This window comes from Vibrio sp. 10N.286.52.C3 (assembly GCF_041468865.1).
Lineage (GTDB): Bacteria > Pseudomonadota > Gammaproteobacteria > Enterobacterales > Vibrionaceae > Vibrio > Vibrio crassostreae_C.
Genome location: NZ_JBFRJM010000013.1, coordinates 1 through 25841 on the forward strand (window position 1 = coordinate 1; position 25841 = coordinate 25841).

18 protein-coding genes and 6 tRNA genes are annotated in these 25841 nt (G+C 45.3%); 14 read left to right on the forward strand and 10 right to left on the reverse strand.

Features of this window, described 5'->3' with window-relative positions:
• Nucleotides 1-84 precede the first annotated feature (84 nt).
• Nucleotides 85-175: transfer RNA gene (locus AB4138_RS05400), tRNA-Ser, on the forward strand.
• A gap of 116 nt (nt 176-291) precedes the next feature.
• Here the strand turns inward: AB4138_RS05400 and ilvY are convergent.
• Complete coding sequence (ilvY, locus tag AB4138_RS05405; RefSeq protein WP_017061966.1) at nt 292-1182, reverse strand: HTH-type transcriptional activator IlvY; 891 nt, start codon at nt 1180-1182, stop codon at nt 292-294.
• Nucleotides 1183-1328: 146 nt separating this feature from the next.
• Between ilvY and ilvC the strand changes: the two genes are divergently transcribed.
• Complete coding sequence (gene ilvC, locus AB4138_RS05410) at nt 1329-2813, forward strand: ketol-acid reductoisomerase (protein WP_017061965.1); 1485 nt, start codon at nt 1329-1331, stop codon at nt 2811-2813.
• Between the two features lie 162 nt (nt 2814-2975).
• On the opposite strand, the gene ubiK is transcribed toward ilvC, so the two are convergent.
• The 4 genes from ubiK to AB4138_RS05430 all read right to left on the reverse strand — a co-directional run bounded on the left by ubiK (nt 2976) and on the right by AB4138_RS05430 (nt 8193).
• A complete protein-coding gene (ubiK, locus tag AB4138_RS05415; RefSeq protein ID WP_017061964.1) occupies nt 2976-3227 on the reverse strand; it encodes a ubiquinone biosynthesis accessory factor UbiK in 252 nt (83 codons plus the stop codon).
• A gap of 119 nt (nt 3228-3346) precedes the next feature.
• Nucleotides 3347-6475: a multidrug efflux RND transporter permease subunit gene (locus tag AB4138_RS05420; protein ID WP_017061963.1), complete on the reverse strand. Its 3129-nt coding sequence runs from the start codon at nt 6473-6475 to the stop codon at nt 3347-3349.
• A gap of 11 nt (nt 6476-6486) precedes the next feature.
• Nucleotides 6487-7593 (reverse strand): efflux RND transporter periplasmic adaptor subunit, encoded by a 1107-nt coding sequence (locus tag AB4138_RS05425; RefSeq protein WP_017069625.1) that lies wholly within the window; start codon nt 7591-7593, stop codon nt 6487-6489.
• A gap of 18 nt (nt 7594-7611) precedes the next feature.
• Entirely contained in the window at nt 7612-8193 is a 582-nt protein-coding gene (locus tag AB4138_RS05430; RefSeq protein ID WP_017061961.1) for a TetR/AcrR family transcriptional regulator, read from the reverse strand.
• A 180-nt stretch (nt 8194-8373) separates the two neighbouring features.
• On the opposite strand from AB4138_RS05430, the gene rep reads away from it, so the two are divergent.
• Complete coding sequence (gene rep, locus AB4138_RS05435) at nt 8374-10392, forward strand: DNA helicase Rep (protein WP_017061960.1); 2019 nt, start codon at nt 8374-8376, stop codon at nt 10390-10392.
• 81 nt (nt 10393-10473) lie between these two features.
• Here the strand turns inward: rep and AB4138_RS05440 are convergent, their stop codons facing one another.
• The gene (locus tag AB4138_RS05440; RefSeq protein WP_017063036.1) at nt 10474-10887 is read right to left on the reverse strand and encodes a cytochrome c5 family protein; all 414 of its coding nucleotides are present in this window, start codon (nt 10885-10887) and stop codon (nt 10474-10476) included.
• 298 nt (nt 10888-11185) lie between these two features.
• Between AB4138_RS05440 and AB4138_RS05445 the strand changes: the two genes are divergently transcribed.
• The 11 genes from AB4138_RS05445 (at nt 11186) to AB4138_RS05495 (ending at nt 20807) form a co-directional block, all read left to right on the forward strand.
• Nucleotides 11186-11262: transfer RNA gene (locus AB4138_RS05445), tRNA-Arg, on the forward strand.
• Nucleotides 11263-11310: 48 nt separating this feature from the next.
• Nucleotides 11311-11386: transfer RNA gene (locus tag AB4138_RS05450), tRNA-His, on the forward strand.
• 77 nt (nt 11387-11463) lie between these two features.
• Nucleotides 11464-11540: transfer RNA gene (locus AB4138_RS05455), tRNA-Pro, on the forward strand.
• A 44-nt stretch (nt 11541-11584) separates the two neighbouring features.
• Nucleotides 11585-11660, forward strand: a tRNA-His gene (locus tag AB4138_RS05460).
• Nucleotides 11661-11715: 55 nt separating this feature from the next.
• A tRNA-Pro gene (locus tag AB4138_RS05465) sits at nt 11716-11792 on the forward strand.
• Between the two features lie 952 nt (nt 11793-12744).
• The gene (locus AB4138_RS05470; protein ID WP_017060132.1) at nt 12745-14472 is read left to right on the forward strand and encodes an ABC transporter ATP-binding protein; all 1728 of its coding nucleotides are present in this window, start codon (nt 12745-12747) and stop codon (nt 14470-14472) included.
• A gap of 94 nt (nt 14473-14566) precedes the next feature.
• Nucleotides 14567-16120 carry an ABC transporter substrate-binding protein gene (locus AB4138_RS05475; RefSeq protein ID WP_017631993.1) on the forward strand — a complete coding sequence of 518 codons (1554 nt, stop codon included), beginning with the start codon at nt 14567-14569 and terminating at the stop codon, nt 16118-16120.
• Between the two features lie 178 nt (nt 16121-16298).
• A complete protein-coding gene (locus tag AB4138_RS05480) occupies nt 16299-17276 on the forward strand; it encodes an ABC transporter permease (RefSeq protein ID WP_048612413.1) in 978 nt (325 codons plus the stop codon).
• 2 nt (nt 17277-17278) lie between these two features.
• A complete protein-coding gene (locus tag AB4138_RS05485; protein WP_017060135.1) occupies nt 17279-18217 on the forward strand; it encodes an ABC transporter permease in 939 nt (312 codons plus the stop codon).
• A gap of 187 nt (nt 18218-18404) precedes the next feature.
• Nucleotides 18405-19367 carry an SPOR domain-containing protein gene (locus tag AB4138_RS05490; protein WP_029235875.1) on the forward strand — a complete coding sequence of 321 codons (963 nt, stop codon included), beginning with the start codon at nt 18405-18407 and terminating at the stop codon, nt 19365-19367.
• A 198-nt stretch (nt 19368-19565) separates the two neighbouring features.
• Nucleotides 19566-20807, forward strand: coding sequence for an NADH:ubiquinone reductase (Na(+)-transporting) subunit B (locus tag AB4138_RS05495; RefSeq protein ID WP_017070090.1), 1242 nt, complete (start codon nt 19566-19568; stop codon nt 20805-20807).
• 92 nt (nt 20808-20899) lie between these two features.
• Here the strand turns inward: AB4138_RS05495 and AB4138_RS05500 are convergent, their stop codons facing one another.
• From AB4138_RS05500 to AB4138_RS05515, 4 genes are all read right to left on the reverse strand, one after another.
• Nucleotides 20900-21151, reverse strand: a complete 252-nt coding sequence (locus tag AB4138_RS05500; protein WP_017070091.1) for a DUF6482 family protein — start codon at nt 21149-21151, stop codon at nt 20900-20902.
• Nucleotides 21152-21297: 146 nt separating this feature from the next.
• Entirely contained in the window at nt 21298-23016 is a 1719-nt protein-coding gene (locus AB4138_RS05505; protein WP_372132677.1) for a hypothetical protein, read from the reverse strand.
• 201 nt (nt 23017-23217) lie between these two features.
• Complete coding sequence (gene gorA / locus AB4138_RS05510) at nt 23218-24573, reverse strand: glutathione-disulfide reductase (protein ID WP_372137648.1); 1356 nt, start codon at nt 24571-24573, stop codon at nt 23218-23220.
• Nucleotides 24574-24764: 191 nt separating this feature from the next.
• The gene (locus AB4138_RS05515) at nt 24765-25604 is read right to left on the reverse strand and encodes a 23S rRNA (adenine(2030)-N(6))-methyltransferase RlmJ (RefSeq protein ID WP_017060143.1); all 840 of its coding nucleotides are present in this window, start codon (nt 25602-25604) and stop codon (nt 24765-24767) included.
• Nucleotides 25605-25841 lie beyond the last annotated feature (237 nt).

The window sequence follows — 25841 nt, forward strand, 5'->3', positions numbered from 1 at the left end:
GACATCGCCAGGCTTTAAATATCGTTACCTGTGTATACATGTAACAACATCTACAGTGTACTAATCTGTTGATGACAATTTTTTGGAGGGATGGCTGAGTGGTCGAAAGCACCGGTCTTGAAAACCGGCAACCGTTAATAGCGGTTCTAGGGTTCAAATCCCTATCCCTCCACCACCATTAGAAAGCCCGCTGAGAAATCAGCGGGCTTTTTTCTTATCTGCGATATACATAAATAAAAGGGGAAGGGCACTGACGTGCTCTTCCCTTTTTTGTATTTAAAACAATGACGACTAGTCCGCTAAATATTTCCCTTCTGCAACTTGCCAGAACGCTCGAATTAGAGGGTTATCTAGCTGTGCTCGCTTACAACATACGCCTAACTCAAATGGCTTGATAGGTTCTATCTTTAAGCGGCTAACTTTATCTCTTACTGGACTGTTGTTTATGACCACATCAGGTGCGATGCCAACTCCACATCCTAGTGCCACCATACTTACAATCGCCTCATGGCCAGAAACTTGCGCGTATATGTTGGGTTTTATCTTCATCTTTTTAAACCATGCATTGGCTCGTTCACGCGCTGTTCCTGCTTCTGGGATGATAAAGGGCACTTCATTCCAGTTTGGCTTATCGGATTGCAGTTGTTGGCTAAAGCTACTCACACCAGATGGAATGATGACTGACAGTGGAATATCGCTGATGGTTTCGAATTCTAACCTTGAAGGAAGGATGTCTGGCTTTGCTGAAATCGCGATATCCGCTTCATCGTTTAAGATCTTGTCGATGGATTGAGCTGGATCACCAGTAGAGAGCTTAAATTCAATATACGGATGAATAGCCCTAAATTCGGTTATGAGTTCAGGTAGGTGACTGTAGCTAGCCGTTACTGAACAAAATATACGGATCTCACCTTTAAGTTCTTGCTCTCCGCCCTTCAGGTGAAGGTTATATTGCTGCCACTCTCCCACGATGCTCAATGCTACAGGCAATAGGTGTTTTCCTGCTGGGGTAAGATCAACACTGCGGTTGTCTCTGATTAGCAGTTCTTGTCCTGTTTCCTCTTCAAGCTTTTGTATCTGACGGCTCAGCGCTGAAGGACTGACGTGCATAGCAGCAGCGGTTTTGCTGAAACTCTTGCTGTCGCATAAATGTATAAATAATTGTAGAGATTTTATGTTCATGTTCTGCGATCGTTTCCATGTTGCATTTATTGCAATAACTAATTGTGAATATATCACTTTCAGCAACGGAGTGTCTGTTTTAGTATGAAGTCATTCGATAGAGAGATATCGACCTTACGGACTTATTTTTAAAGGAGTGCCCTAGAATGGCTAACTATTTCAATACATTAAACCTTCGTGAACAACTAGACCAATTAGGTCGTTGCCGCTTTATGGATCGTGAAGAATTCGCGACAGAAGCTGAATACCTTGAAGGTAAGAAAATCGTAATTGTTGGTTGTGGTGCTCAAGGCCTAAACCAAGGTCTAAATATGCGTGATTCTGGTCTAGACGTATCTTACGCTCTACGCCAAGCGGCAATTGATGAAAAGCGTCAATCATTCAAAAATGCTGATGAAAACGGCTTTGTTGTGGGTAGCTACGAAACGCTAATCCCTCAAGCAGACCTAGTAATCAACCTTACTCCTGATAAGCAACACACAAACGTTGTTGAAACAGTAATGCCTCTAATGAAGCAAGGCGCTGCTCTTGGTTACTCTCACGGCTTCAACGTTGTGGAAGAAGGCATGCAATTACGTGCTGACCTTACTGTAGTAATGGTTGCACCTAAGTGTCCAGGCTCTGAAGTTCGCGAAGAGTACAAACGTGGCTTCGGTGTACCAACACTTATCGCTGTTCACCCAGAAAACGACCCTAAAGGCGAAGGTTGGGATATCGCTAAAGCTTGGGCTGCAGGTACTGGTGGTCACCGTGCAGGTTGCCTAGAGTCTTCTTTCGTAGCAGAAGTTAAATCTGACCTGATGGGTGAGCAAACTATCCTTTGTGGCATGCTACAAGCGGGTTCTATCGTATCTTACGAGAAGATGATTGCTGATGGCATCGAACCTGGCTACGCAGGCAAGCTTCTACAATACGGTTGGGAAACGATTACTGAAGCACTTAAGTTTGGTGGCGTAACTCACATGATGGATCGCCTATCTAACCCGGCTAAAGTTAAAGCGTTTGAGCTTTCTGAAGAGCTTAAAGACCTAATGCGTCCGCTTTACAACAAGCACATGGATGACATCATCTCTGGTCACTTCTCTAGCACAATGATGGCTGACTGGGCGAACGATGACGTGAACCTACTAGGCTGGCGTGAAGAGACAGGCGAAACTGCATTCGAAAACTACCCAGCTTCTGACGTAGAAATCTCAGAGCAAGAGTACTTCGACAACGGTATCCTAATGGTTGCTATGGTTCGTGCCGGTGTTGAGCTAGCATTCGAAGCTATGACGGCATCAGGCATCATTGATGAGTCTGCTTACTACGAATCTCTACATGAGCTTCCACTAATCGCAAACACAGTTGCTCGTAAGCGTCTTTACGAAATGAACGTTGTAATCTCTGATACTGCTGAGTACGGTAACTACCTATTCGCTAACGTAGCAACACCGCTACTACGTGAGAAGTTCATGCCTTCAGTAGCAACGGACGTCATCGGCCGTGGTCTAGGTGAGACATCTAACCAAGTTGATAACGCTAAGCTAATTGAAGTAAACGAAGCTATCCGTAACCACCCTGTAGAATACATTGGTGAAGAGCTACGTAGCTACATGAGCGACATGAAGCGTATCGCTGTTGGCGGTTAATCTTCCAGTTCATCACTGAATAAAAATAGCCCTGAACATTTGTTCGGGGCTTTTTTATGCTTGCAACTATTTTACCGGTGAAGGCTTGATAGATTGAGGAAAAAATAAAGGCTTACCCGAAGGTAAGCCTTTATTCGAACTTGAACTGATTGAAAAAAATGACTATTTGTCTGAAAGCTTTGCTTCTAGTTCAGCCAGTTTTTGTTCCATTTCAGTGAGCTTCTGGCGAGTGCGAAGCAGTACTTGTGTTTGAACATCAAACTCTTCACGGCTCACAACGTCTAGCTTGTTGAGTTGGCCTTGGATAACTTGGCGAACTTTTTGGTCTACGTCTGAACCAAGCTCTTTTACTGGTTGAGGCATAGAATCGTGGATCTGCTTAGCAATTTGCTCTAGTTTTTTTGGATCAAACATATCAATTAAAACTCCTGAATATTTATCACTATTCTATTTAATCACATCAAAGATGTCGCCTATGGCGTACAAAAAAAGGCCACCGAAGTAGCCTTTTTATTGTTAATACGACAGGGAAATTACTTATTGTTAGCTAATTCTCTGTGCGCCGCTTTTGCTTCATCAACACGGGCCAGCTTCTCGAGATCTTTATCTTCGAGGAAAACTGGAATTGGTTTATGTTTTTCGGCTAAGTAGCTATAAATAACCGGCAGAACAAACAGCGTAAACAGCGTACCAATCGCCAGACCAGCAACGATAACAATACCGATACTAAAGCGCTGAGCTGCACCTGCACCCGTGGCGTACATCAATGGGATCAGGCCTGCAATCATCGCCGCTGTTGTCATTAGGATTGGACGTAGACGTACCCTTGCCGCCTCCATAACCGCCTCTTTGCGTGATAATTTATTATGCAGCTGCTCTTCTTTTGCTACCTCACAGATCAAGATACCGTGCTTGGTAATCAGACCAACCAAGGTAATCAGCCCCACTTGCGAGTAGATGTTCATCGTCGCTGCGCCCCAAGCGAGCGCAATCAATGCACCACATATTGCGAGTGGCACCGACACCATGATAACCAATGGATCTTTTAACGACTCAAATTGAATCGCCAGAACCAAGAAGATGATCGCCAGTGCTAAACCGAACGTCACATACAGTGCGCTGCCTTCTGTTACAAACTGACGCGACTCACCCATGTAGTCATGGTTATAGCCTGCAGGTAATTTGGTTTGGGCAATGTTTTCAAACCAGTTTACCGCATCACCCATCGCCGCGCCCGGCATAGGAACCGCACCGACCGTCGCTGAGTTCAACTGGTTGAAGTGAGGAAGAGAGCGAGGCTCTGCCACCACATCAATTGTTACCAAGCTACCGAGAGGAACAGCATCACCATTGCTGGCTCGAACGTAGTAATGATTCATTGACTCTGGGTTTAAGCGGAACTTACGCTCAACCTGAGGGATCACTTCATAAGAACGACCGTTGAGGTCAATACGGTTAACGTAACCATCCGACATCATGGTGCTTAGGGTGACACCGATATCTTGCATCGTTACCCCATAAGCGCCCGCCATATCTTTATCAATTTGAATCTTCATCGTTGCTGAATCGTAGTTCAAATCAAGGTCAGAGTAGACAAAGAGAGGGCTATCTTTCACATCCGTTAAAATATCGGTTGCGATAGCGAATAAGCTCTCAAAGCTGCTTGGTGTGGTAATCACAAACTGGAGTGGTAGACCAGAACCGGCACCCGGCAACTCTGGCATTTGGAACGCGGTTACTGCCATGCCTGGGATATCTTGTAGCAATCCACTGATACGGTTCGTTACCTCAGATTGGCTAGCCGTGCGCTCACTCCATGGCACCATTGAGGCAATACCAAATGCTTGGTTTGAGTTTGGTACACCAGTGAAGGATTGAGCGTATTGGATTTCAGGCTGGGTCACCAAGATACCGCTCACGTCATCCATCGTGTTACTTAGGTAGTCTAGGTTAGCCGTTGATTGACCAGTACCAATCATCATCACCACCCCTTTATCTTCTGCAGGGGCAAGTTCACTTGGGATGAATTTAAACAGCATCGGCAAGCTTAAAAATACAATGACCGCAAAGCCAATGATAACCGGACGATGATCCATGATCGCATGCAGCATCTTAGAGTAACGGCCTGTCATACGATCAAGTACGCTGTGTACCTTCAGTTCAAACTTACTCGGCTGTGCATTTTCTTTTAGCAGCTTTGAACACATCATTGGAGACAGTGTTAAAGCGATGATTCCAGAAACAAATACCGCGCCAGCGAGGGTTAATGCGAACTCTTTAAACAGCGAGCCTGTGATACCACCCATCATTGCGATAGGGGCATAAACCGCGCCCAATGTCAGTGTCATTGCAATAACCGGTACTGCAATTTCACGGGTACCAATGATGGCAGCCCTGAAAGGAGATTCCCCCAATTTGACGTGTCGATCGACGTTTTCCAGTACTACGATTGCATCATCAACCACTAGACCGATTGCTAATACCATCGCCAGTAGCGTCATTAAGTTCCATGAGAAACCCATGACTTGCATCACCATCGCAACACCAACCAGCGATAAAGGGATGGTTACGATAGGAATGATAACCGCACGCAATGAGCCTAAGAATAGCGTGATAACCACTAATACAATCAGCGCGGCTTCAACAATCGTGTGTATAACCTCTTGAATGGATTCATTAATCGCAATGGTTGAGTCATACATGATATTCATGCTGATATTGCTTGGTAGGTTTCGCTCCAACTCAGGATACAGCTGCATAACATCAGCAGCAATGTTGATCGGGTTAGCACTTGGCGCTGCATTGATGGCGGTTACAACCGTTTGTTTGCCATTAGCACTTGCGCGAACCACATCGTGGCTTTTTTCTAGTGAAACCTTAGCAATATCACCTAAGCGAACAATAGAACCGCCATTTTGACTGGTTTTGACCACCAACCTTTCTAATTCATCGGTATTGGTTACTTGGGTATTGGCACTGCCGTTGTACAGCATAAACTCACCAATTGCTTGGCCAGTTGCTGATTGGTAGTTGTTTGCATTAAGCACCGTCATCACGTCAGTGGCTGTCAGGTTTAATGCTGCCATTTTGGAAGGATCAAGCCATACACGTAATGCGTATTTGATCCCGCCGTACAAGTCGACCTTTGATACGCCATTAACGGTAAACAGTTGTGGGTTAACCACTCGCTCAAGGTAGTCGGTAATTTGGCTTGCAGAGAGTTCATCACTCGTAAAACCAATGTAGAGTACCGCCGTTGTTGAACCGGTAGACATAGTTACGGTTGGATCTTCGGCTTCTTTAGGAAGCTGAGAACGTACCGAGTTAGTCTTGGCCAGTATGTCAGACAGCGCGGCATTCGGGTCGGTATTGAGCTTCATATTGACCGTAATAGTCGAGCTACCGAGTACGGACTGCGACGTCATATAATCAATATTATCGGCTTGAGCGATCGCTTGTTCTAATGGCTGAGTTATAAAGCCTTGGATCAGATCGGCACTGGCACCGTAATAGCTCGTCGTGACCGTCACGATCGTATTTGTCATGTCTGGGTATTCACGAACCTGCATTTTGAAGATTGCTTGGAAGCCAAGCAATGCGATCAAAAAGCTGATTGAAATAGCCAGAACTGGACGTTTAATAAAAACATCAGTAAAGCGCATGATTCCTCCAATTACAGCATTGGTGTTTCAGCTGGCGGCGTCGTTGCATCACTTTCTACAACTCGAACTTTAGCATTGTTACTTAAACGAACTTGACCCGTTGTCACGACAACATCGCCAGGCTCTACGCCTTCCAGTATGTGAGCAATACTTTCTGTACGTTCACCTACTTTCACCACTTGTTGTTTCACACGCTGCACACCATCTTCTTCACGTAAAATATAAACATTGTCACCGTAAAGTGTGAAAGTGATGGCCGTCTGAGGCAGTGTCACTTGGTTTGCTAGTTTAGGTAGAATGATGTTAGCGCGCGCAAACATACCGCTACGTAACTTACCATCGTTGTTTGGGATATCGGCTTGTACTTGGATAAGACCACTTTGGATGCTAACCGCAGGCTCAATGGCACTAATAGAACCTTTAAACGGTTTTTCTGGGTATGCATCAACGAAGATGTCGATCGCCTGACCAACCTCAATACGAGAGATGTCATTTTGAGAAATAGTGAAGCGTAGGCGCATAACACTGGTGTCTTCTAGGCGAACGATGTCAGTGCCAGATTGTAGGTATTGGCCTAGATACACATTACGAATACCGACAGTGCCGTCAAACGGAGCGCGGATCTCGCGACGGGCAATCGATGCTTTAAGGCTTTCAATATCAGCCGCTAACGATAAGAAATTAGCTTCTGCTTCATCGAAGGCTTCCTTAGAGATAGAGCCTTTCTTGAATAGCCCTTGGTAGCGCTTGTATTTAGCTTCAGCAGCCGGTAAGCGTGCCTCAGAGCTTTTTAGATTGGCTTTCTCTACATCAGAATCAAGGCGGATCAGTTGTTGGTCATTTTTAACCTCAGTACCTGATTCGAAAGAAATTTGATCGATAACACCGCTGGTTTCGTTCGCTAGTGTCACACCTTGGTTAGGTTCGATGAAGCCGATAGCTTCAATCACTGGAACCCAGTCGATCGGCTGAACTTCAGTTACCGTTACTGGAAACTCTGGTTCAGGGCGGTTGGCCATATACTCAGCAATTTTTTGTTGTTTGAACATGTTAAACCCAATAACGCTGCCGAAAAGTAGTACAGCGATGAGTAACATGAAGAAAGTCCACTTTTTCATTATGGTCAAAACTCCGATCTAGTGTTTAATTATTGCGTCCCAACTGGCTTCGATTGCAGATTCTAGTTCTGCCTCATCAAGTTGGTAAAATCCTAAAGAATGCTTGCGTGCTAGAGAAACACTAGCCGCCAAGCTCAATCCACCTAATACTTCATTGTTAAGTGGTTTAAACAATCCTTGTTCTTTCCCCTCATTAAATAGCAGCTCAACTTGGGCAAACATTTTACGTTCTAGTTCCCTGAAGTTTAGGCTATTTGTGATGGGTAGAGAGTCATACTGAACCCGATTTTTTATTGCGGCTAAATTCGTTCCTGCTAAGTTCCATATGTTCAACCACATAGTACGGTAGCGTTGTTTAATTGGATCCGAATCATTAACCCCTTGTTGAACAGCATCAGCTACTCTTTGAGTCACGAGCATTCGAACATCTTCTATCAAATGCTCTTTATCATCGAAGTAGCGATAGATAGTGCCTGCAGCCACTCCCGCTTCTTTGGCTAATTTTTGCATTGAAAGGCCTTGGAAACCGACCTCTGCAATTAGCTTTTCAGCTGCAGAAAGTATTTGCTGGCGTTTATCCCGAGGTGCATGAGTTGTCATATTTCAACCACCAATGAATGAACGTTCATTCATTATAGCCTAATAACCACACACATGTGCAACAAAGTTTTACATAATCAGCGTAAAAATCTTGTATAAGAGAACGTAGCATTCGTGCTGTTGCAGCATTATTATAGGCGCGCAATTGAATTCGCCCCTCTAGACCAAACTGAGAATCAAATGAAACTGAACCCAAGACAAGATGAAGCCGTGAAATATGTTTCGGGCCCCTGCTTAGTATTAGCGGGCGCTGGATCCGGTAAAACACGTGTTATCACCAATAAAATTGCTTATCTGGTTCAGGAATGTGGCTATAAGGCGCGTAATATTGCGGCGGTGACCTTTACTAATAAAGCGGCACGCGAGATGAAAGAGCGTGTTGGGCAAACTCTAGGTAAGGGCGAATCGAAAGGGCTGATTGTTTCGACTTTTCATACCATGGGCTTAACCATCATTCGCCGTGAATACAAAGCGCTGGGTTTGAAAGCGGGTTTCTCTCTGTTTGATGACCAAGACCAGTTAGCTTTGTTAAAAGAGTTAACAGAGAGACAGATCGATGGTGATAAGGATTTGCTACGCGCTTTAATGAGCACCATTTCGAATTGGAAAAATGACATGCTGACGCCAGATCAGGCGAAAGCACGTGCTCAAGGCGAACAAGAGCAGTTGTTTGCATTCTGTTTTGAGATGTACCAGAAACAGATGAAGGCATACAACGCACTCGATTTTGATGATCTGATCGCGATGCCTGTATTACTACTGAAAACCAATCAAGAGGTGCGTGAGCGCTGGCAGTCGCGTATCCGCTATTTACTGGTCGATGAATACCAAGATACCAACACCAGCCAATATGAGTTGGTTCGTTTACTGGTGGGAGAGCGTGGTCGCTTGACGGTAGTAGGTGACGATGACCAATCTATCTATTCATGGCGTGGTGCAAAACCGCAAAACTTGGTGTTGCTGGGTGAGGACTATCCAAATCTTCGCTTGATCAAACTCGAGCAAAACTATCGCTCAACCAGCCGAATATTACGTGCGGCGAACATCTTGATCGCCAACAACCCACACGTTTATGAAAAGTCACTATTCTCAGAGATCCCAGACGGTGAAAAGCTCAAGGTACTGAATGCTAAGAATGAAGAGCATGAAGCAGAGCGTATTACCGGCGAGATCATCGCCCACAAGTTTTTGAACCGTACTGAATACAAAGATTACGCAGTGCTTTACCGTGGTAACCACCAATCACGCTTGATTGAAAAAGCGCTGATGCAGAACCGCGTGCCCTACAAGATCTCTGGCGGAACCTCTTTCTTCGCTAGAGCCGAAATTAAAGACATCATGGCTTACCTACGAGTGTTGGTGAACCCTGATGATGACAACGCCTTCCTGCGTATTGTAAACACGCCTCGCCGTGAGATAGGCCCGGTTACGCTAGAAAAGCTAGGTAGCTATGCCAATATGCGTGGTAAGAGCTTGTTTGAGGCCAGCTTCGAGATGGGCTTAGAGCAGACACTGACGGGGCGTGGTTTAGAAAATTTGCGCCGCTTCGGTGACTGGATTGTTCGTATCTCAGACAATGCCGAGCGTGGTAATACGGTTGAAGCCGTTCGTTCTTTGGTTCGTGACATCAACTACGAAGATTGGTTGTACGAAACCTCAGCGAGCCCGAAAGCCGCTGAAATGCGAATGAAGAACGTCTCTGATCTGTATAGCTGGATTGTGGCCGATCTTGAGGGTGACAACTACGATAAAGAAGAGAAAACCCTGCGCGAGGTGGTTCAACGTTTAACGCTGCGCGATATGATGGAGCGTGGTGAGGATGATGACGATGCAGATCAAGTCCAATTAATGACATTGCATGCATCGAAAGGTCTAGAGTTCCCATATGTATTCCTGATGGGTGCAGAAGAGGGCATCTTGCCGCACCAAACCAGTGTCGATGAAGGCAACGTAGAAGAAGAACGTCGTCTTATGTATGTGGGGATTACTCGAGCGCAGAAAGAGCTGACTTTTACTAAGTGTCGTGAACGTCGTCAATATGGTGAATTAATAAAGCCAACACAAAGCCGCTTCCTCGATGAGCTGCCGCACGATGATGTGGAGTGGGAAAGCGTTAAGAAGCCTCAATCCGCTGAAGAAAGAATGGAAAAAGGGCAGGCGCACATTGCGAATATTCGAGCGATGTTCAACAAGAAGTAATGCCCTACTTTAATCGCACTATATAGAAGCCAATAAAAAAGGTGACCATGAGGTCACCTTTTCTGAATCTGGCATTTTTAATTACAGACCGGCAATCATGTGCTCGATAGCATCTTTGATTTCGTCGTCTGAACAATCCATACATGAACCTTTCGCTGGCATCGCATTGAAGCCGTTGATTGCGTGGTCAGCTAGAATGTCGCGACCTTGAGCAATGCGAGGACCCCAGTCACCAGCATCACCTGTTTTAGGTGCGCCACTTACGCCAGATGCGTGACAAGCGATACAAAAGGTACCGTAAACTGCTGCGCCATCACGAGGGCCTGTTGGTTCTGCGGCTACTGGCTCGCTGCCGACTAGGTAAACTTGGCCAACTGGTTTGATGCGTTCAGCAATTGCATCGTGCTCCGCTTCGCTTAGGCCTGCAGCCATTGCGCCAGTTGAAAAGGTTAAAACTGCGATGACAACGCTTAAAATTCGACGAGACATATCCATTAAACTCACTTTACATTCCCAAGGTAAGTACATGCTTACCAATTTATAGTGTTGGAAGGGTGTTTTGGCTTTAACCAGCAAAGAGCAACTGTTAAACCAATGTAAATAATGGGTGATTATATCCCGATAAGTTGTTGCAATAAACAACAACTTATAAGCTGTGGCGGGTTGTAGTACTCAAATAAGGGGTTTATCACATATTAACTGTCGAAAAAGAGACCAAACAGAAAAAAAAGTTAAAAAAGTACTAGACGGCATTGGGTGATATACGTATTATTCCACTCCGCCGACAGGGCATGCGCCTGTAGCTCAGCTGGATAGAGCGTTGGCCTCCGGAGCCAAAGGCCGAAGGTTCGAATCCTTTCAGGCGCGCCATCCGGTCTCTTACTTCGGTAAGTGAGAAATTGGCAAAAAGAAATAATGGTGGCTATAGCTCAGTTGGTAGAGCCCTGGATTGTGATTCCGGTGGTCGCGAGTTCGAATCTCGTTAGCCACCCCATTCTTTCTTTACAAAATATCGGTAGCTTCGGCTTCCAGTGTTGATTCATTATTCCCAAGAGTCGATACAAAACTAGTCGGTGAATAGCGCAGCTTGGTAGCGCATCTGGTTTGGGACCAGAGGGTCGGGGGTTCGAATCCCTCTTCACCGACCACTATTTCAATAATCGCTTTTAAGCGGTTATATAAAAAATTAGTGGTGGCTATAGCTCAGTTGGTAGAGCCCTGGATTGTGATTCCGGTGGTCGCGAGTTCGAATCTCGTTAGCCACCCCATTAATTTTGGTAGCTTCTTTGAAGTTCCCAGTTTGAGAAATCAAACGAAACGTCTCGGTGAATAGCGCAGCTTGGTAGCGCATCTGGTTTGGGACCAGAGGGTCGGGGGTTCGAATCCCTCTTCACCGACCACCTTAAGAAGCCCTAGTCGAAAGACTAGGGCTTTTTTACATCTGAAATTTAGATAACTTGAACAGAGTGGGGGTTCACCTGATGTTCAAAGAATGCCTCTTCACCGATCACTTAAGAAGCCTCAGTCGAAAGATTGGAGCTTTTTTACATCTGTCGTTTTAGTTTTTATCGATTTTGAATGTTGAGATCTTACCTGCTTCGGCACCTTGTCTGGTGTCGCCTCTGTCTCCCCCCTTCTTATATAAGAAAGATTCCTAACGATCTGCTTGATAATGGTGCTGCTACAGAGTTGCTTTCTTTATCAAATGTACAGTTCTATATCTAATTTTATATAAATGGAGTGCTCAATAATTCGACATATTAATGGGTTTGGTCTAAAGACTTTTATGAAAAGTGAAACCTGACCCTAAATTTGCTCACTAAGGCCTGAATTTGACAGCTTTGTACGCATTTGGTCGTTCAAAAACTCCTCTGATTTATTAGGCCTTTCGTTTGTCTGTTTTGTATTTACCAAAATAATACAGATGGTTAAATATATGGCTAATTAACGTTTATCTGGTTGTTTTATTTGTTCAAATTAACAAAATTAGCGTTTGTTTCTATAGTGTTAATTGTTTTTTGGAATAATTATTTGTTTTTAGTGACTGGTAGTGAGATCTGCTTTGAAGCACGGCTTTAACTCTACAAGTAAGTAGTGGTAAGGAGTTTGTGAGTATTTCTTGCCGATAATATAATGTTGATTTTTCTTACTATATGCTCTTTTGGTGAATAGTTATGTGGCACTTTTGCTTGCTAAGCGTTTAATGTCGACTTTTTATCCTATTTTTGTTGCTTTTCTGTGAATTATTTGCCAAATTGTCAACCGTATAAAATATCAGAACAATATTCTGGTAAGAATGGATTCAATTTTGCAGACAGGGCAGAAAGCTGCCAAAGCAGTAGAGGTCTGGTAATGTCACTTTTAGAAGTAAAAAATCTTCGTATCGAATACCCATCTCGTCATGGAGTTCACGCCGCAGTTAAATCACTTTCGTTCAACATTGAACGTGGTGAGATTGTTGGTGTTGTAGGCGAGTCTGGTGCAGGTAAATCAACAGTAGGTAATGCTGTGATCGATTTGCTGAGCCCTCCTGGCCGCATTGCTAGCGGCGAGGTATTTCTGGATGGCGAAAAAGTCTCTGGTTTATCTCCTGAACAGATGCGTTCTGTTCGCGGCTCAAAGATTGGTTTTATCTTCCAAGACCCAATGACTTCTCTTAACCCTCTATTCACAGTAGAACAGCAGTTAAAAGAGACGATTCATGCCAACATGAAGGTTTCGGATCAAGAAGCCTACCAGCGCTCATTAGACTTGATGAACCAAGTGGGTATCCCACAACCAGAAAACCGTTTAAAGCAGTACCCTCACCAATTCTCTGGCGGTATGCGTCAGCGTGTGGTTATCGCGATCGCATTGGCAGGTGAACCTGACCTAATCATCGCAGATGAACCAACAACAGCACTGGATGTTTCTATCCAAGACCAGATCTTGGGTTTGATTCGCGACCTATGTATTAAGAAGAACGTAGGTTGCATGTTGGTCACGCACGACATGGGCGTGGTATCTAACGTTACCGACCGCGTAGCCGTTATGTATCGTGGTGACTTAGTTGAGTTTGGCCCAACAGCGAAAGTTCTGGGTACTCCTGAGCACCCATATACACACAGTCTTATCTCTGCGGTTCCTCGTTCGGATCGCAAACTCGATCGTTTCCCTCTTGTTAGCTACATCGAAGAAGCACAAGAGATGGAACCATTGGATGTGAAGAACCACTGGTTAGGTCAAAGCCAAGATCACCGTGATTACACTGGCCCTCTGTTGAACGTTGAGAACGTAAACTTACGCTTTACTACCAAAGATTCTTTCTTTGAGAGCCGTCGTGAGTACGTTCAAGCATCAAACAACGTGAGCTTTGAAGTGCATGAAGGTGAGACGTTTGGTTTAGTAGGTGAATCAGGTTCAGGTAAATCAACGATTGCTCGTGTGATTGCTGGCTTGTACGCACCAAACTCAGGCAAGGTAACGTTTGAAGGCGTTGATCTTACTGGTCTGAAATCTGAAAAAGAACGTCGCCCTATGCGTCGTCAAATGCAGATGGTTTTCCAAAACCCTTACACATCAATGAACCCTCGAATGAAGATATTCGACATCATTGCTGAACCTATCCGATTCCATAAGCTTACTCGCAACGAAAATGAAACTCGTCAGATCGTGAACGACCTGCTAGAGCACGTGGGTTTAGGCAAAATGGCTGGGGTGAAGTACCCACACGAATTCTCAGGTGGTCAACGTCAGCGTATTTCTATCGCTCGCGCTTTGGCGACTCGCCCACGTCTTTTGATTTGTGATGAACCAACATCGGCACTGGACGTGTCGGTACAGGCTCAGATTCTTAACCTACTAAAAGACTTACAAGACGAGCTAAACCTAACCATGCTGTTCATCAGTCACGATCTACCGGTTATTCGCCAAATGTGTGACCGTGTTGGTGTGATGCAGATGGGGACATTATTGGAGGTTGCGCCAACGGAGCAGCTGTTCCAATCGCCTCAGCATGAATACAGCAAACAACTGATTTCTTTAATGCCTGAATTTACAGGCTTAAGAGAAGAAAAAGCAGTGGCACAAGCCGCGGTATAAAAATCAGCAGGCTGGAGTTTAGCTTGCTAACAACAATAAACAGACGCAAATACAACAACTAGGGATCTGGATTCCCGCATGAAGGAGTTATGCAATGAAAACCATGAAAAGCAAATTAGCAGTAGCTTTAATGGCAGCTGGCCTAAGCTTTAGTGCAGCAGCAGCAGATATTACCGTTGGCTACGCAGCTGACCCAGTATCACTTGACCCGCACGAGCAGCTGTCTGGTGGCACACTGCAAATGTCTCACATGGTGTTTGACCCTCTAGTACGTTTCACTCAAGAGATGGATTTTGAAGGCCGCCTAGCATCTAGCTGGGAGCGTGTTGATGAAACGACTTTCCGCTTCAACCTACGTAAAGGTGTGAAATTCCACTCTGGTAACGAACTGACTGCTGATGATGTTGTGTGGACTTTTGAACGTCTACAAGCTTCTCCAGACTTTAAGTCTATCTTCACGCCATACGAAAAAATGGTAAAAGTGGATGACTACACAGTTGAGCTAGTATCAAAAGCGGCTTACCCACTAGTACTACAAACAGCAACTTACATCTTCCCAATGGACAGCAAGTTCTACTCTGGCCAAACAGCGGAAGGTAAAGACAAGTCTGAGCTAGTTAAGCACGGTAACTCGTTTGCTTCGACTAACGTTTCAGGTACTGGTCCATTCATCGTAACGCAGCGTGAGCAAGGCGTTAAAGTAACGTTCGAGCGTTTCAACGATTACTGGGACACAGAAACTGAAGGCAACGTAGACAAGCTAACACTTGTGCCAATCAAAGAAGACGCGACACGTGTTGCAGCACTTCTTTCTGGCGACGTTGATATGATTCACCCAGTAGCACCAAACGATCACAAGCGTGTTAAAAACGCTAAGAACATCGATCTAGTGACGCTACCTGGTACTCGTATCATCACGTTCCAAATGAACCAAAACAGCAACGAAGCACTTAAAGATGTTCGCGTTCGTCAGGCGATTGTTCACGCAATCAACAACGAAGGTATCGTTAAGAAGATCATGAAAGGCTTCGCAACAGCAGCTGGTCAGCAAAGCCCAACAGGCTACGCGGGTCACAACGAAGACCTAGTTCCTCGTTACGATCTGAAAAAAGCGAAAGAGCTGATGAAAGAAGCGGGCTACGAAGATGGCTTTACGCTAACTATGATGGCACCAAACAACCGTTACGTGAACGATGCGAAAGTAGCGCAAGCGTCTGCGGCAATGCTATCTAAGATTGGTATCAAAGTTGATCTTAAGACTATGCCTAAAGCACAGTACTGGCCTGAGTTTGACCTATGTTCAGCAGATATGATGATGATCGGCTGGCACTCAGATACAGAAGATTCAGCTAACTTCAACGAGTTCCTAACTATGACTCGTAACGAAGAAACTGGCCGTGGTCAATACAACTGTTCTGGTTACTCAAACCCAGAAATGGATGCGATCGTAGAAGCTTCTAACACTGAAACTGACCCAGTTAAGCGTTCTGAAATGCTGAAAGGCGTTGAAGCAACACTTTACAACGACGCAGCATTCGTACCGCTACACTGGCAAAGTGAAGCGTGGGGCGCGAAGTCTAATGTAGGTGCAGCAGACGTAGTAAACCCAATGGTTATGCCTTACTTCGGCGACCTAGTTGTAAAATAATCTAGCTTGCTAGAATCGAGAGCCTGAAGCTTTTCAGGCTCTCAAATTATTAAGAAATAGATTTAAGTTTCGGTATTTGGTCTTCCTTCAGTCTGGCTAAATACCTTTTTTAAGACTGAATTTTGTTATCTAGTCGCGGATTTCGACTAGATAGTCATGGATAGATAAGGGGCAAGGAATGGTTACGTTTCTGGTCAAGCGCCTGTTTCAGGCACTGATAGTGATGTTTGTGATCAGTTTGGTGGCGTTTGCCATTCAGGATAACCTGGGCGACCCGTTGCGTGAGTTAGTCGGTCAATCTGTTTCAGAATCGGAGCGTCAAGCGCTGCGTGATGAACTCGGCTTAAATGATCCCTTCATTACAAAATACACTCGCTTTGTGGGCGCAGCTCTACAAGGTGATCTTGGTACTTCATATTTCTTTAAACGCCCTGCTGTGGACGTAATCTTAGACAAATTGGTCGCGACGCTTGAACTTGTGTTTGGCGCTTCTTTGATCATCGTTTGTCTGTCGATTCCACTCGGCGTTTATTCTGCAATACACCCAAAAAGCTTCTTCACCAAACTGGTGATGGCGGGCAGTAGTATCGGTATCTCGGTACCTGTTTTCTTAACCGCAATCATGCTGATGTATGTGTTCTCTATTGAACTCGGTTGGCTGCCGTCATTCGGACGTGGTGATACCGCAAACTGGTTTGGTTGGGAGTCTGGCTTCTTAACGCTCGATGGTCTTGCGCACTTAGTGCTGCCGAGTATTGCTCTGGCATCTATCATGCTGCCGCTATTCATTCGTCTAGTACGTTCTGAAATGCTCGAGGTTCTTAGCTCTGAATATATCAAGTTTGGTAAAGCAAAAGGTCTAGCGCTGAACAAGATTTACTACCAACACGCTTTGAAAAACACAATGCTGCCAGTACTAACGGTAGGCGGTGTTCAAATCGGTACTATGGTGGCTTACACCATTCTTACTGAAACTGTATTCCAGTGGCCGGGTACCGGCTTCCTATTCCTTGAAGCGATTAACCGAGTGGATACACCACTGATTACCGCATACGTTATCTTCGTTGGCCTGATCTTCGTAGTAACTAACACCATTGTTGACCTGCTTTACGGCATCATTAACCCAACAGTGAACATCACAGGGAAAGGAGCATAATCATGGAACAAACAACAACAGCTCCATCTCGTTGGGAGCGATTCAAGCAGTCAGACATTCTGTACTACTTCTTACGTGACAAAGTGGCAATGGTGAGCTTCGCTATCTTTGCAGCTTTCCTTGTTATGGCATTAGCGGCACCGATTCTAGCGCCAACAGACCCGTATGACGTGACGTCTATCGACATCATGGATTCTGAGTTGCCACCATCTTGGATGGAAGACGGCGAAGAACGCTTCCTACTGGGTACTGATGAGCAGGGTCGTGACATCTTATCTACGATGCTTTACGGCTCGCGTCTGTCATTGACGATCGGTTTCCTAGCGGTAGGTCTTCAGCTGACTCTCGGTATCATCATTGGCTTGTCTGCAGGTTACTTCGGTGGTCGTATTGATAGCTTCTTGATGCGTTTTGCCGATGTTCAGCTTTCGTTCTCAACCATGATGGTTGCGATCATTGTCTCGGCCATCTTTAAGGCGAGTTTCGGTAGTGACTTCTACGCGCAATATGCGGTTGTTATGCTGGTGGTGATCATCGGTATTGCTGAATGGCCGCAGTATGCTCGTACGATTCGTGCATCGGTATTGGCAGAGAAGAAGAAAGAGTACGTAGAAGCGGCACGTGTGATGGGCTTTAGAGCGCCTCGCATCATGTTCCGTCATATTCTGCCTAACTGTTTATCACCGATTTTGGTTATCTCTACGGTACAGGTGGCAAATGCCATCATGTCAGAAGCGGCACTTTCTTTCCTAGGTTTAGGTCTTCCGGTAGACCAACCGTCACTCGGCGCCCTGATCAGTACTGGTTTTAACTACATTTTCTCAGGAGCATGGTGGATCACAGCATTCCCAGGTGTGCTTTTGGTAACATTGGTTCTAGTTATTAACCTATTAGGCGACTGGTTACGTGACGTGTTTAACCCGAAAATTTATAAAGGGTGATAGCCCGGTTTGATTTTTAGTAAAAAAAGTCACTAAATTAAGAGCCGTAAGCAATTACGGCTCTTTTTTTGCTTAATGGATCTGGAACTTAGTATTATTGACATTGTCAATAATAGTTAAAATGGAATTCATGTTTTATCGATATAGATTCGGTAATAATTAGCCCGCAAGGGTTTAAGTGGTGGTTATGAAATTGACAATGAATGCTGTATGTCGTGCTGTGACGAGAAATTATCGTATGGGGCTTATCGCTGCATCTCTTTTGGTATCGAGCCAAGTGAATGCAGAGTCGGTTCTATGTGATGCAACTCAGGCAAGCACCAACCAATTACCACAGCTAGAGCAATCATGTCCGATCGGTAAGGGCGTGTGGGGCAGTAAAGCACCTAAACGTCATTCAGATAACGAACTGTTTTGGGTTCAATGTGGCCTGCTGAACAAGCCTCTGTCACTGAGCAGAGCAAAGCCTCTGTATGAGAAGATCTCGACCAACGTTTGGATGAAGCCAGAAGGCGGAGACTACCGTTGCTTAATCGGACCTTACTCTACCTTCTCTGATGCGAGAAAAGACCTAGCTCAGGTGCGTAAGGTTTCTGGTTACGGTGAAGCCTTTATTCGTATGGTCGATAAGTCGAAAACCTCATCACAGCCTATTGTGGCAAAACCAGCAGAGCCAAAAGCGGTGACGCACAAGGCTCCTGCAAAAGTAGAAGCTAAGCCTGCACCGAAACCTGTGGCTACTAAGCAAGTGGCGGCGGTAGCGAGCGCTGCAGCAATTCAGACGCTACCAAGCGGTAACGCGAGTTCAGACAATGATCTAGAGATCGAGATTCGCGTGAAAGCAGACATTGCGGGTAGCCAATATGCTATTCCTTACCTTCTAGATCATCAACAACAGTTCTACATGGAGCAAGGTAAGCCTTGGAGCCGCCTAGATTACGATAGCGCTGAATTGGTGTGTAATCAGGTCAACATGAAGCTGATGAGTGAGAAGCAATGGCAAAGCATCTTGAGCTCAAAGGTTATGGAAAAACAGAACTGGCCAATGCATCTCCCTTATTGGGGCGCAGATAAGAAAGGTCTGTTTACCAACGGTAACGTCAACCAGTTGAAAGGTTCTTCATTGCTTAATGTGATGTGCGTTAAGTAACGACGACCGTTACCAAACCAAATAAGCCTCAGCCATTGCTGGGGCTTTGTTGTTTATACGCCTCTCTTTTTCGACATCGGTTCGACTTTTAGACACTCGTTCTTCAAGACGAATTTGATTAAAAATCGTTAAAAATTGTTCAAATAGCGCGGCTGATGCGTAGAAAACCATAACTCAAGCAATAAGGTGGTTGAGATTATGAGTTTAAAAAAACGATTAGAAGACGTGGCTCCACGCTTTGAAGCCGGTGGTAAGTACGAAAAGCTCTACCCAGTGTATGAAGCTTTCGCGACAATATTCTATACACCCGGAAACGTAAACCGCGGCATAACCCATGTTCGTGACAGCATTGACCTAAAGCGCATTATGATTTTGGTGTGGTTGGCGACCTTCCCGGCAATGTTCTGGGGAATGTATAACGTCGGACACCAAAGCGTTCTCGCACTCACATCCAGTTATCAATTAAATGAACTTGCCTCGGTTATCGAGAGTAGCTGGCGTCTGTCGTGGGCATTTGGTGATGCGCAGTCATTGATGGCAAGTGGCTGGGCAAGTCAGATGTTGCTTGGTGCACTCTATTTCCTACCCGTTTATGCCACGGTGTTTGTAGTAGGTGGCGTCTGGGAGGTACTGTTTGCTGTCGTTCGTAAGCACGAAGTTAATGAAGGTTTTTTTGTTAGCTCTGTGCTGTTTGCACTCATCCTCCCGCCAACCATCCCGCTTTGGCAAGCCGCGTTAGGTATCACCTTTGGTATCGTTGTCGCCAAAGAGCTGTTCGGTGGTACAGGACGAAACTTCTTGAACCCAGCCCTTGCAGGCCGCGCGTTTCTCTATTTCGCCTATCCAGCCAACATGTCGGGTGGGCTTGTGTGGGTTGCCGCTGACGGCTATTCAGGCGCGACCCCACTGAGCCAATGGTATGAGGGGGGCAGCCCGTCACTAATCAATAATATGACTGGCGAGGCGATCACCTGGATGGATGCCTTTATCGGTAATATTCCAGGTTCGATGGGTGAGGTGTCGTCACTGCTGATCATGCTGACGGGGTTGATTTTGATTGTGATGAAGATAGCGTCTTGGCGCATTGTCGCCGGTGTGATTGTCGGCCTTGTCGTGACGTCGAGTTTACTGAACTGGATAGGGTCGGATACTAACTCGATGTTTTCGATGCCGTTTTACTGGCACTTTGTGTTGGGTGGTGTTGCCTTTGGTACCTTCTTCATGGCAACAGACCCTGTATCTGCCGCGTTTACCAATCAGAGTAAATGGGCCTATGGGATTTTGATCGGCGTGATGACGGTCGGTATTCGAGTGCTTAATCCAGCCTACCCAGAGGGCATTATGCTGGCTATCTTGTTCGCCAACCTGTTCGCTCCGCTATTCGACTTTGTAGTGAAAGAGCAGAACATTAAACGAAGACTTAAACGGACATCGCGCTAATCTAGGTGATTAAAAGTGAAAGTGACTCCCATAAGAAAGGCTTGCATTGATGCAAGCCTTTCAATTTTTATCGCGATTGATTTGAGGTTGATTTAACTCCACTTCAAATCAATCTCGAAAGGCTGTGTGCTACCACAATGCTCACCGCACATCTCGTCGTAGGCGCTGTTATGAACCAACATTGCTGATGCTACGCCTTGGTCGCTAAAGTGATCGCGTGCTTGGTTAATACTCAAAAACTTCATAGGGTGCTGGTGGTCATCTTTGATTAATTGTTTTTGCTCGCCAATAACTTGGTAAGCCAAGTAAATCCCGCCTTCAAATGATTCGATCAGTAGATTCATTACAAACTCCGTTGTTGTTTTGGATCGCTAAGATTTTGTTTTTGTATCTACGGGGATGGGGGCTTGAAGGTTCATCTATACTAAAAATGAAAAAAACCAGAAGCGTGCTTCTGGTTTATCTAGAGGTAAACGAATCAATTTAGCGATTAGTTGATTTTCTGCATGATGCTAGAGCTGCCGTTGCTATTACCGAAGCTGTCCATCTTACGACGAATCAGTAGGCCCTCATCCCAATCAGTGCCTGCTGGTTGGTATTCCCATTTAATGAAGTACTCATCGTTTGCGTGGCACGCTGTACCTGCTACATAGTCATCAGCGTCACAGAAGCGCACGACCGTGTTCAACTCAGTCAAGGTTGCTTTCGACTCGCGGCCCGCTTGGTTGAACCACCAGTAGTCGATAGTCGCTAATTCAGCGTAAGTATAAACAGACTCGCCCAAATCTTCCGGTGATGAAGGAGCACCATTTTGGCTTTCACACTCTGCGCCAGATATTGTGATTGCTAAGTCTGAGAAGACCATTCTCATGACTGCACTTTGTCCATCGCCACAAATCGCGGTGGTGTCCCATGTACCTGTGAAGTCGACGTAGCGCTCGGCATCTTTTGAATCAACTTCATAATAGTAACCAACGCGCTCTGTTGCACGAGATGGGTCATTGTTAGGGTCATCGCCTAGTGTTTCTTTTTTAACGATCTCGGAATAAATACCAGTCACAGGGTCAAAAGAGCCAGAGGTTGTGCTGCGAATCCATTTTGGCGTGCCGTTCTTACCATCATCCCAAACATGGTTGGCGGTGTAATGGTTTAGGTCTGATGCCTTTTCAGCATCAAACGGCATCCAGTCGATGTCCGAGTTTGTAAATTCTTCATCTGCCGTTGAAGACTGTGCTAGATCTCGAAGTCTGTATGCAAAAGGGTTGTTGAGCACAAACTGACTATCCGGTGTAAGGGAGCCATTCTCTCTGTCCACTAGACCATCGTCGTTAGTATCACACCCTTGTTTTTCGGCGTTATCTTTATCAATCCATTGGTGCGCAGCGTTAGAAACACAGGTGAGGTACTGTTCTGCGAAGTTTTCCGACAATGAATAATCGTTCGATCCAGCCAGCATAGAGACGGAGTCAGCTGAGTTCACCTTGAATGTCATCTCGGTCATGCCACGAGTACGTTCAAACATTTCTGATTCCATAAGCTTATCAGCATGAACGTAGGTGAACTTTTCAGAGTTTTGAGTCACATCAATATAACGAACGATTTTACCTTCAGCCATAAAAGGATTAACGGTGTCTTCGCCGCGAGTCATTGAGCCAAACGCATTTTGCATATGATCAAGAGCATCTTCTTCCGAAGTGATGTTTGCAGAGTCTACGCCCATTTCGTCTAAGAAGTCGATCACGCTATCACGATCATCTAAGCTTAGATCTTCCATCTTAGCTAGAGTCGTTGCATCAGGCGATCGCAGCGCATCTGGAATGGTCAGCACATCATCGGACGAACTACCAAATTCGTTATCTAAAGATTGAAGTAAAATCGCTAGGTTAACGGCACGTGCATATTTGCCCGCAGCTTCAAATGGAGTCAATACATCACGGTTGGATGCTGCGCCCACTTTTAAGCCATTTTCACCACCAATAAAGAAGGTCACTGTGTCGTTAGTTTTAGCGGTAAATTCGCCTTCGCTATTTGTAATACCGTTTAAGCCAGAACTGGTGTTGTAGTAGATACCTTCAACAGCGGCATCGATAAATTTGTTGGTTGTTGTTGATGGTTCTGTCGGTGTTGTGACACCTGAATTAGAACTGTCGCTACCACAACCTGTTAAAGCCACTGCAATCGCCGCTGCGAGAATACTCACTTTTTTCATTACTCGTATATCCTTTCTGTAATAGAGCTATTTGTTATTTTTATGCGTGTAATTTTATAGCGCGCGATTGTAGCGTGATCTTTCTTCCAAGTTAAGTGTGTAAAATGTTGTTCGGTTAATAAACATTCAAACATACGGTAAAAAACACAAAAAGCCGACAGATGTCGGCTTTTTCATAATATTTCTTTGACTTACAAAGGTTTAACGCATGGTAACAAACTCTTCGCTGCCCGTTGGGTGAATCGCCACAACAGAGTCGAAATCTGCTTTGGTTGCGCCCATCTTCATTGCAACGCCGAAGCCTTGAATCATTTCATCAACCGTGAAGCCGATGCCGTGTAGGCCAACGACAGTCTCTTCTTCGCCAGCACATACTAGCTTCATCTTACAAGGTTGACGGTGCTTGGTTACTGCTGTGTACATCGCAGTGAAGCCAGATGTGTAAACCTTAATGTTGTCTTTGCCGTACTTCTCTTCAGCTTCTTGAGTCGTTAGACCAATCGTGCCGATAGGTGGGTGGCTGAATACAACAGTAGGAACTAGATTGTAGTCCATCTTAGCGTTGGTTTGACCGTTGAATAGACGCTCAGAAAGCTGACGACCTGCTTTAACAGCTACAGGAGTTAGCTCGATACCGCCTTCCATGATGTCACCAACACAGTAGATGCCAGGAACGTTAGTTGCTTGGAACTCGTCTACCTTGATGTAGCCACGATCGTTCGTCTCAACGCCAGTCGATGCTAGGTTGATAGCGTCAGTCGCTGGGTGGCGACCGATAGCCCAGATTAGGTGGTCAACGTTTTGAATGTTGCCGTTCTCTAGGTGTAAAGTCAGTGTGCCATCCGCTTCTTTCACAACTTCTTTAGGCACTGAGTGTGTGTGAAGTGTTGGACCTTCTGCTTCCATTACTTCTACTAGCGTTTCGATGATCATTGGATCGAAGCTACGTAGTGGAGATTCTTTACGGCAGAACAGGTGTGTTTCTGTGCCAAGCGCGCTTAGAACGCCAGCAATTTCAACCGCGATGTAACCTGCACCGATAACAGCAACGCGTTTTGGTTGCTCCATCAGGTCGAAGAAGCCATTTGAATCGATGCCGTATTCTGCACCTGGGATGTTTGGAATCGTTGGACGACCACCTACCGCGATCAGGATGTGATCTGCTGTGTAGTGTTCGCCGTTAACTTCAACAGTCTTCTCGTCAACGAACTTAGCAAAGCCTTTGATTACGTTTACTTTGTTGTTACCCAGTACGCGATCGTAAGATTGGTGGATACGACCAATGTACGCTTGGCGGTTTTCTACCAATTTGCTCCAATTGAAGCCTTTTACGTCAACGTCGAAGCCGTAATCTTCAGAGTATAGGTTGATCGCTTCAGCAACTTGAGCGCCGTGCCACATTACCTTTTTAGGAACACAACCAACGTTTACACAAGTACCACCAAGGTCTTGAGCTTCGATAAGTGCAACCTTTGCACCGTGCATTGCTGCGCGGTTTGCTGATGCGATGCCGCCTGAACCGCCGCCGATACAGATGTAATCAAAATGAGTCGCCATTACTTTCTCCATTTATTGAAGGCTGTGGGTACAGTGAGCGCACTGAACACCTACGTCCTATAGATTCTTAAATTGTATAATAATTATTATATTGAGGGCAGATCGGTTGAACTCAATCTCCCTGTTTAAAATTTATTCGTGTACGTCACAATCTGCTTAATATTTGTCAGAGCATGACGTTAAGTTCGAGATTACTCGGGTACGATCCACTCTACTTTGAAGTGACCGGTCGCCGGCGCAATTGCTTCCTTCAAGAATGGAAGAATCTCTTTCATTTGGCTTTCTAGCTTCCAAGGCGGGTTAATCACGATCATGCCTGATGCCGTCATGCCACGCTCGTTGGTGTCTGGTGATACGCCAAGTTCGATTTGTAGAATCTTGTTGATGCCTAAGCCTTCGAGACCTTCGATCATATCTTCGATATCACAGCGATTTACTACCGGGTACCAAATTGCGTAGATACCGGTTGCCCAGCGCTTGTGGCTTTGAGCGATTGCAGTCACGACATCACGGTACTCTTTTGCCAGCTCGTAAGGCGGGTCGATCAGTACTAAACCACGACGTTCTTTTGGTGGCAGGCTGCCCTTTAAGCGCTTAAAACCATCTTCTTTGTAGATAGATACCTGACGATCACGGTGGAACTCTTGCTCAAGCAGCGGGTGATCGGCTGGGTGAAGCTCAGTCAGTACCATGCGGTCTTGGTCACGCAGGTGTGCACGTGCAACACGTGGAGAACCCGGGTAGTAACGCAGTTTCTCGCCATTATTGAGAATGGAAATAGACTCAAGGTAGCTTTGAATGTCTTCAGGAAGGTCTGTTTGCTCCCACACACGAGCAATACCTTGCTTGTATTCACCGGTTTTTTCAGACCATTCATGCGTTAAGTCGTAACGACCTACACCAGAGTGAGTGTCATGATAAACAAAAGGCTTATCCTTTTGTTTCAAAGAATTAAGAATAAGGCTCTGTACGATATGCTTTACTACGTCGGCATGGTTACCTGCGTGGAAGCTGTGGCGATAACTTAACAAATTAAACTCTCGTAACACTCTCGAATTAGAGTGTGGTTAGTGTAGGTGGGGTTAATCAGACTATTATAACCCTCAATGGACCATAAATTCTCGAACAATTCAGGGACAGTCGTCAGCTATCTGCAGTTAGTTATTGGTTCTACTATTGAAATTTGCCTTTATGGGCACTATTTAATAACTATTCGCAGGTGATTTTTTAGGGCGAACTTTAGCCTGATGACTGTAAGACGACCTCAT

Bases quoted from the DNA above. Each gene is read 5' to 3' on its own strand.
- AB4138_RS05470 (WP_017060132.1), top strand. From the start codon at position 12,745: ATGTCACTTTTAGAAGTAAAAAATCTTCGTATCGAATACCCATCTCGT.
- AB4138_RS05425 (WP_017069625.1), bottom strand. From the start codon at position 7,593: ATGAAAAAGTGGACTTTCTTCATGTTACTCATCGCTGTACTACTTTTC.
- AB4138_RS05420 (WP_017061963.1), bottom strand. From the start codon at position 6,475: ATGCGCTTTACTGATGTTTTTATTAAACGTCCAGTTCTGGCTATTTCA.
- ubiK (WP_017061964.1), bottom strand. From the start codon at position 3,227: ATGTTTGATCCAAAAAAACTAGAGCAAATTGCTAAGCAGATCCACGAT.
- ilvC (WP_017061965.1), top strand. From the start codon at position 1,329: ATGGCTAACTATTTCAATACATTAAACCTTCGTGAACAACTAGACCAA.
- ilvY (WP_017061966.1), bottom strand. From the start codon at position 1,182: ATGAACATAAAATCTCTACAATTATTTATACATTTATGCGACAGCAAG.
- AB4138_RS05490 (WP_029235875.1), top strand. From the start codon at position 18,405: ATGAAATTGACAATGAATGCTGTATGTCGTGCTGTGACGAGAAATTAT.
- rep (WP_017061960.1), top strand. From the start codon at position 8,374: ATGAAACTGAACCCAAGACAAGATGAAGCCGTGAAATATGTTTCGGGC.
- AB4138_RS05500 (WP_017070091.1), bottom strand. From the start codon at position 21,151: ATGAATCTACTGATCGAATCATTTGAAGGCGGGATTTACTTGGCTTAC.
- AB4138_RS05495 (WP_017070090.1), top strand. From the start codon at position 19,566: ATGAGTTTAAAAAAACGATTAGAAGACGTGGCTCCACGCTTTGAAGCC.
- AB4138_RS05485 (WP_017060135.1), top strand. From the start codon at position 17,279: ATGGAACAAACAACAACAGCTCCATCTCGTTGGGAGCGATTCAAGCAG.
- gorA (WP_372137648.1), bottom strand. From the start codon at position 24,573: ATGGCGACTCATTTTGATTACATCTGTATCGGCGGCGGTTCAGGCGGC.
- AB4138_RS05480 (WP_048612413.1), top strand. From the start codon at position 16,299: ATGGTTACGTTTCTGGTCAAGCGCCTGTTTCAGGCACTGATAGTGATG.
- AB4138_RS05475 (WP_017631993.1), top strand. From the start codon at position 14,567: ATGAAAACCATGAAAAGCAAATTAGCAGTAGCTTTAATGGCAGCTGGC.
- AB4138_RS05440 (WP_017063036.1), bottom strand. From the start codon at position 10,887: ATGGATATGTCTCGTCGAATTTTAAGCGTTGTCATCGCAGTTTTAACC.
- AB4138_RS05505 (WP_372132677.1), bottom strand. From the start codon at position 23,016: ATGAAAAAAGTGAGTATTCTCGCAGCGGCGATTGCAGTGGCTTTAACA.
- AB4138_RS05430 (WP_017061961.1), bottom strand. From the start codon at position 8,193: ATGACAACTCATGCACCTCGGGATAAACGCCAGCAAATACTTTCTGCA.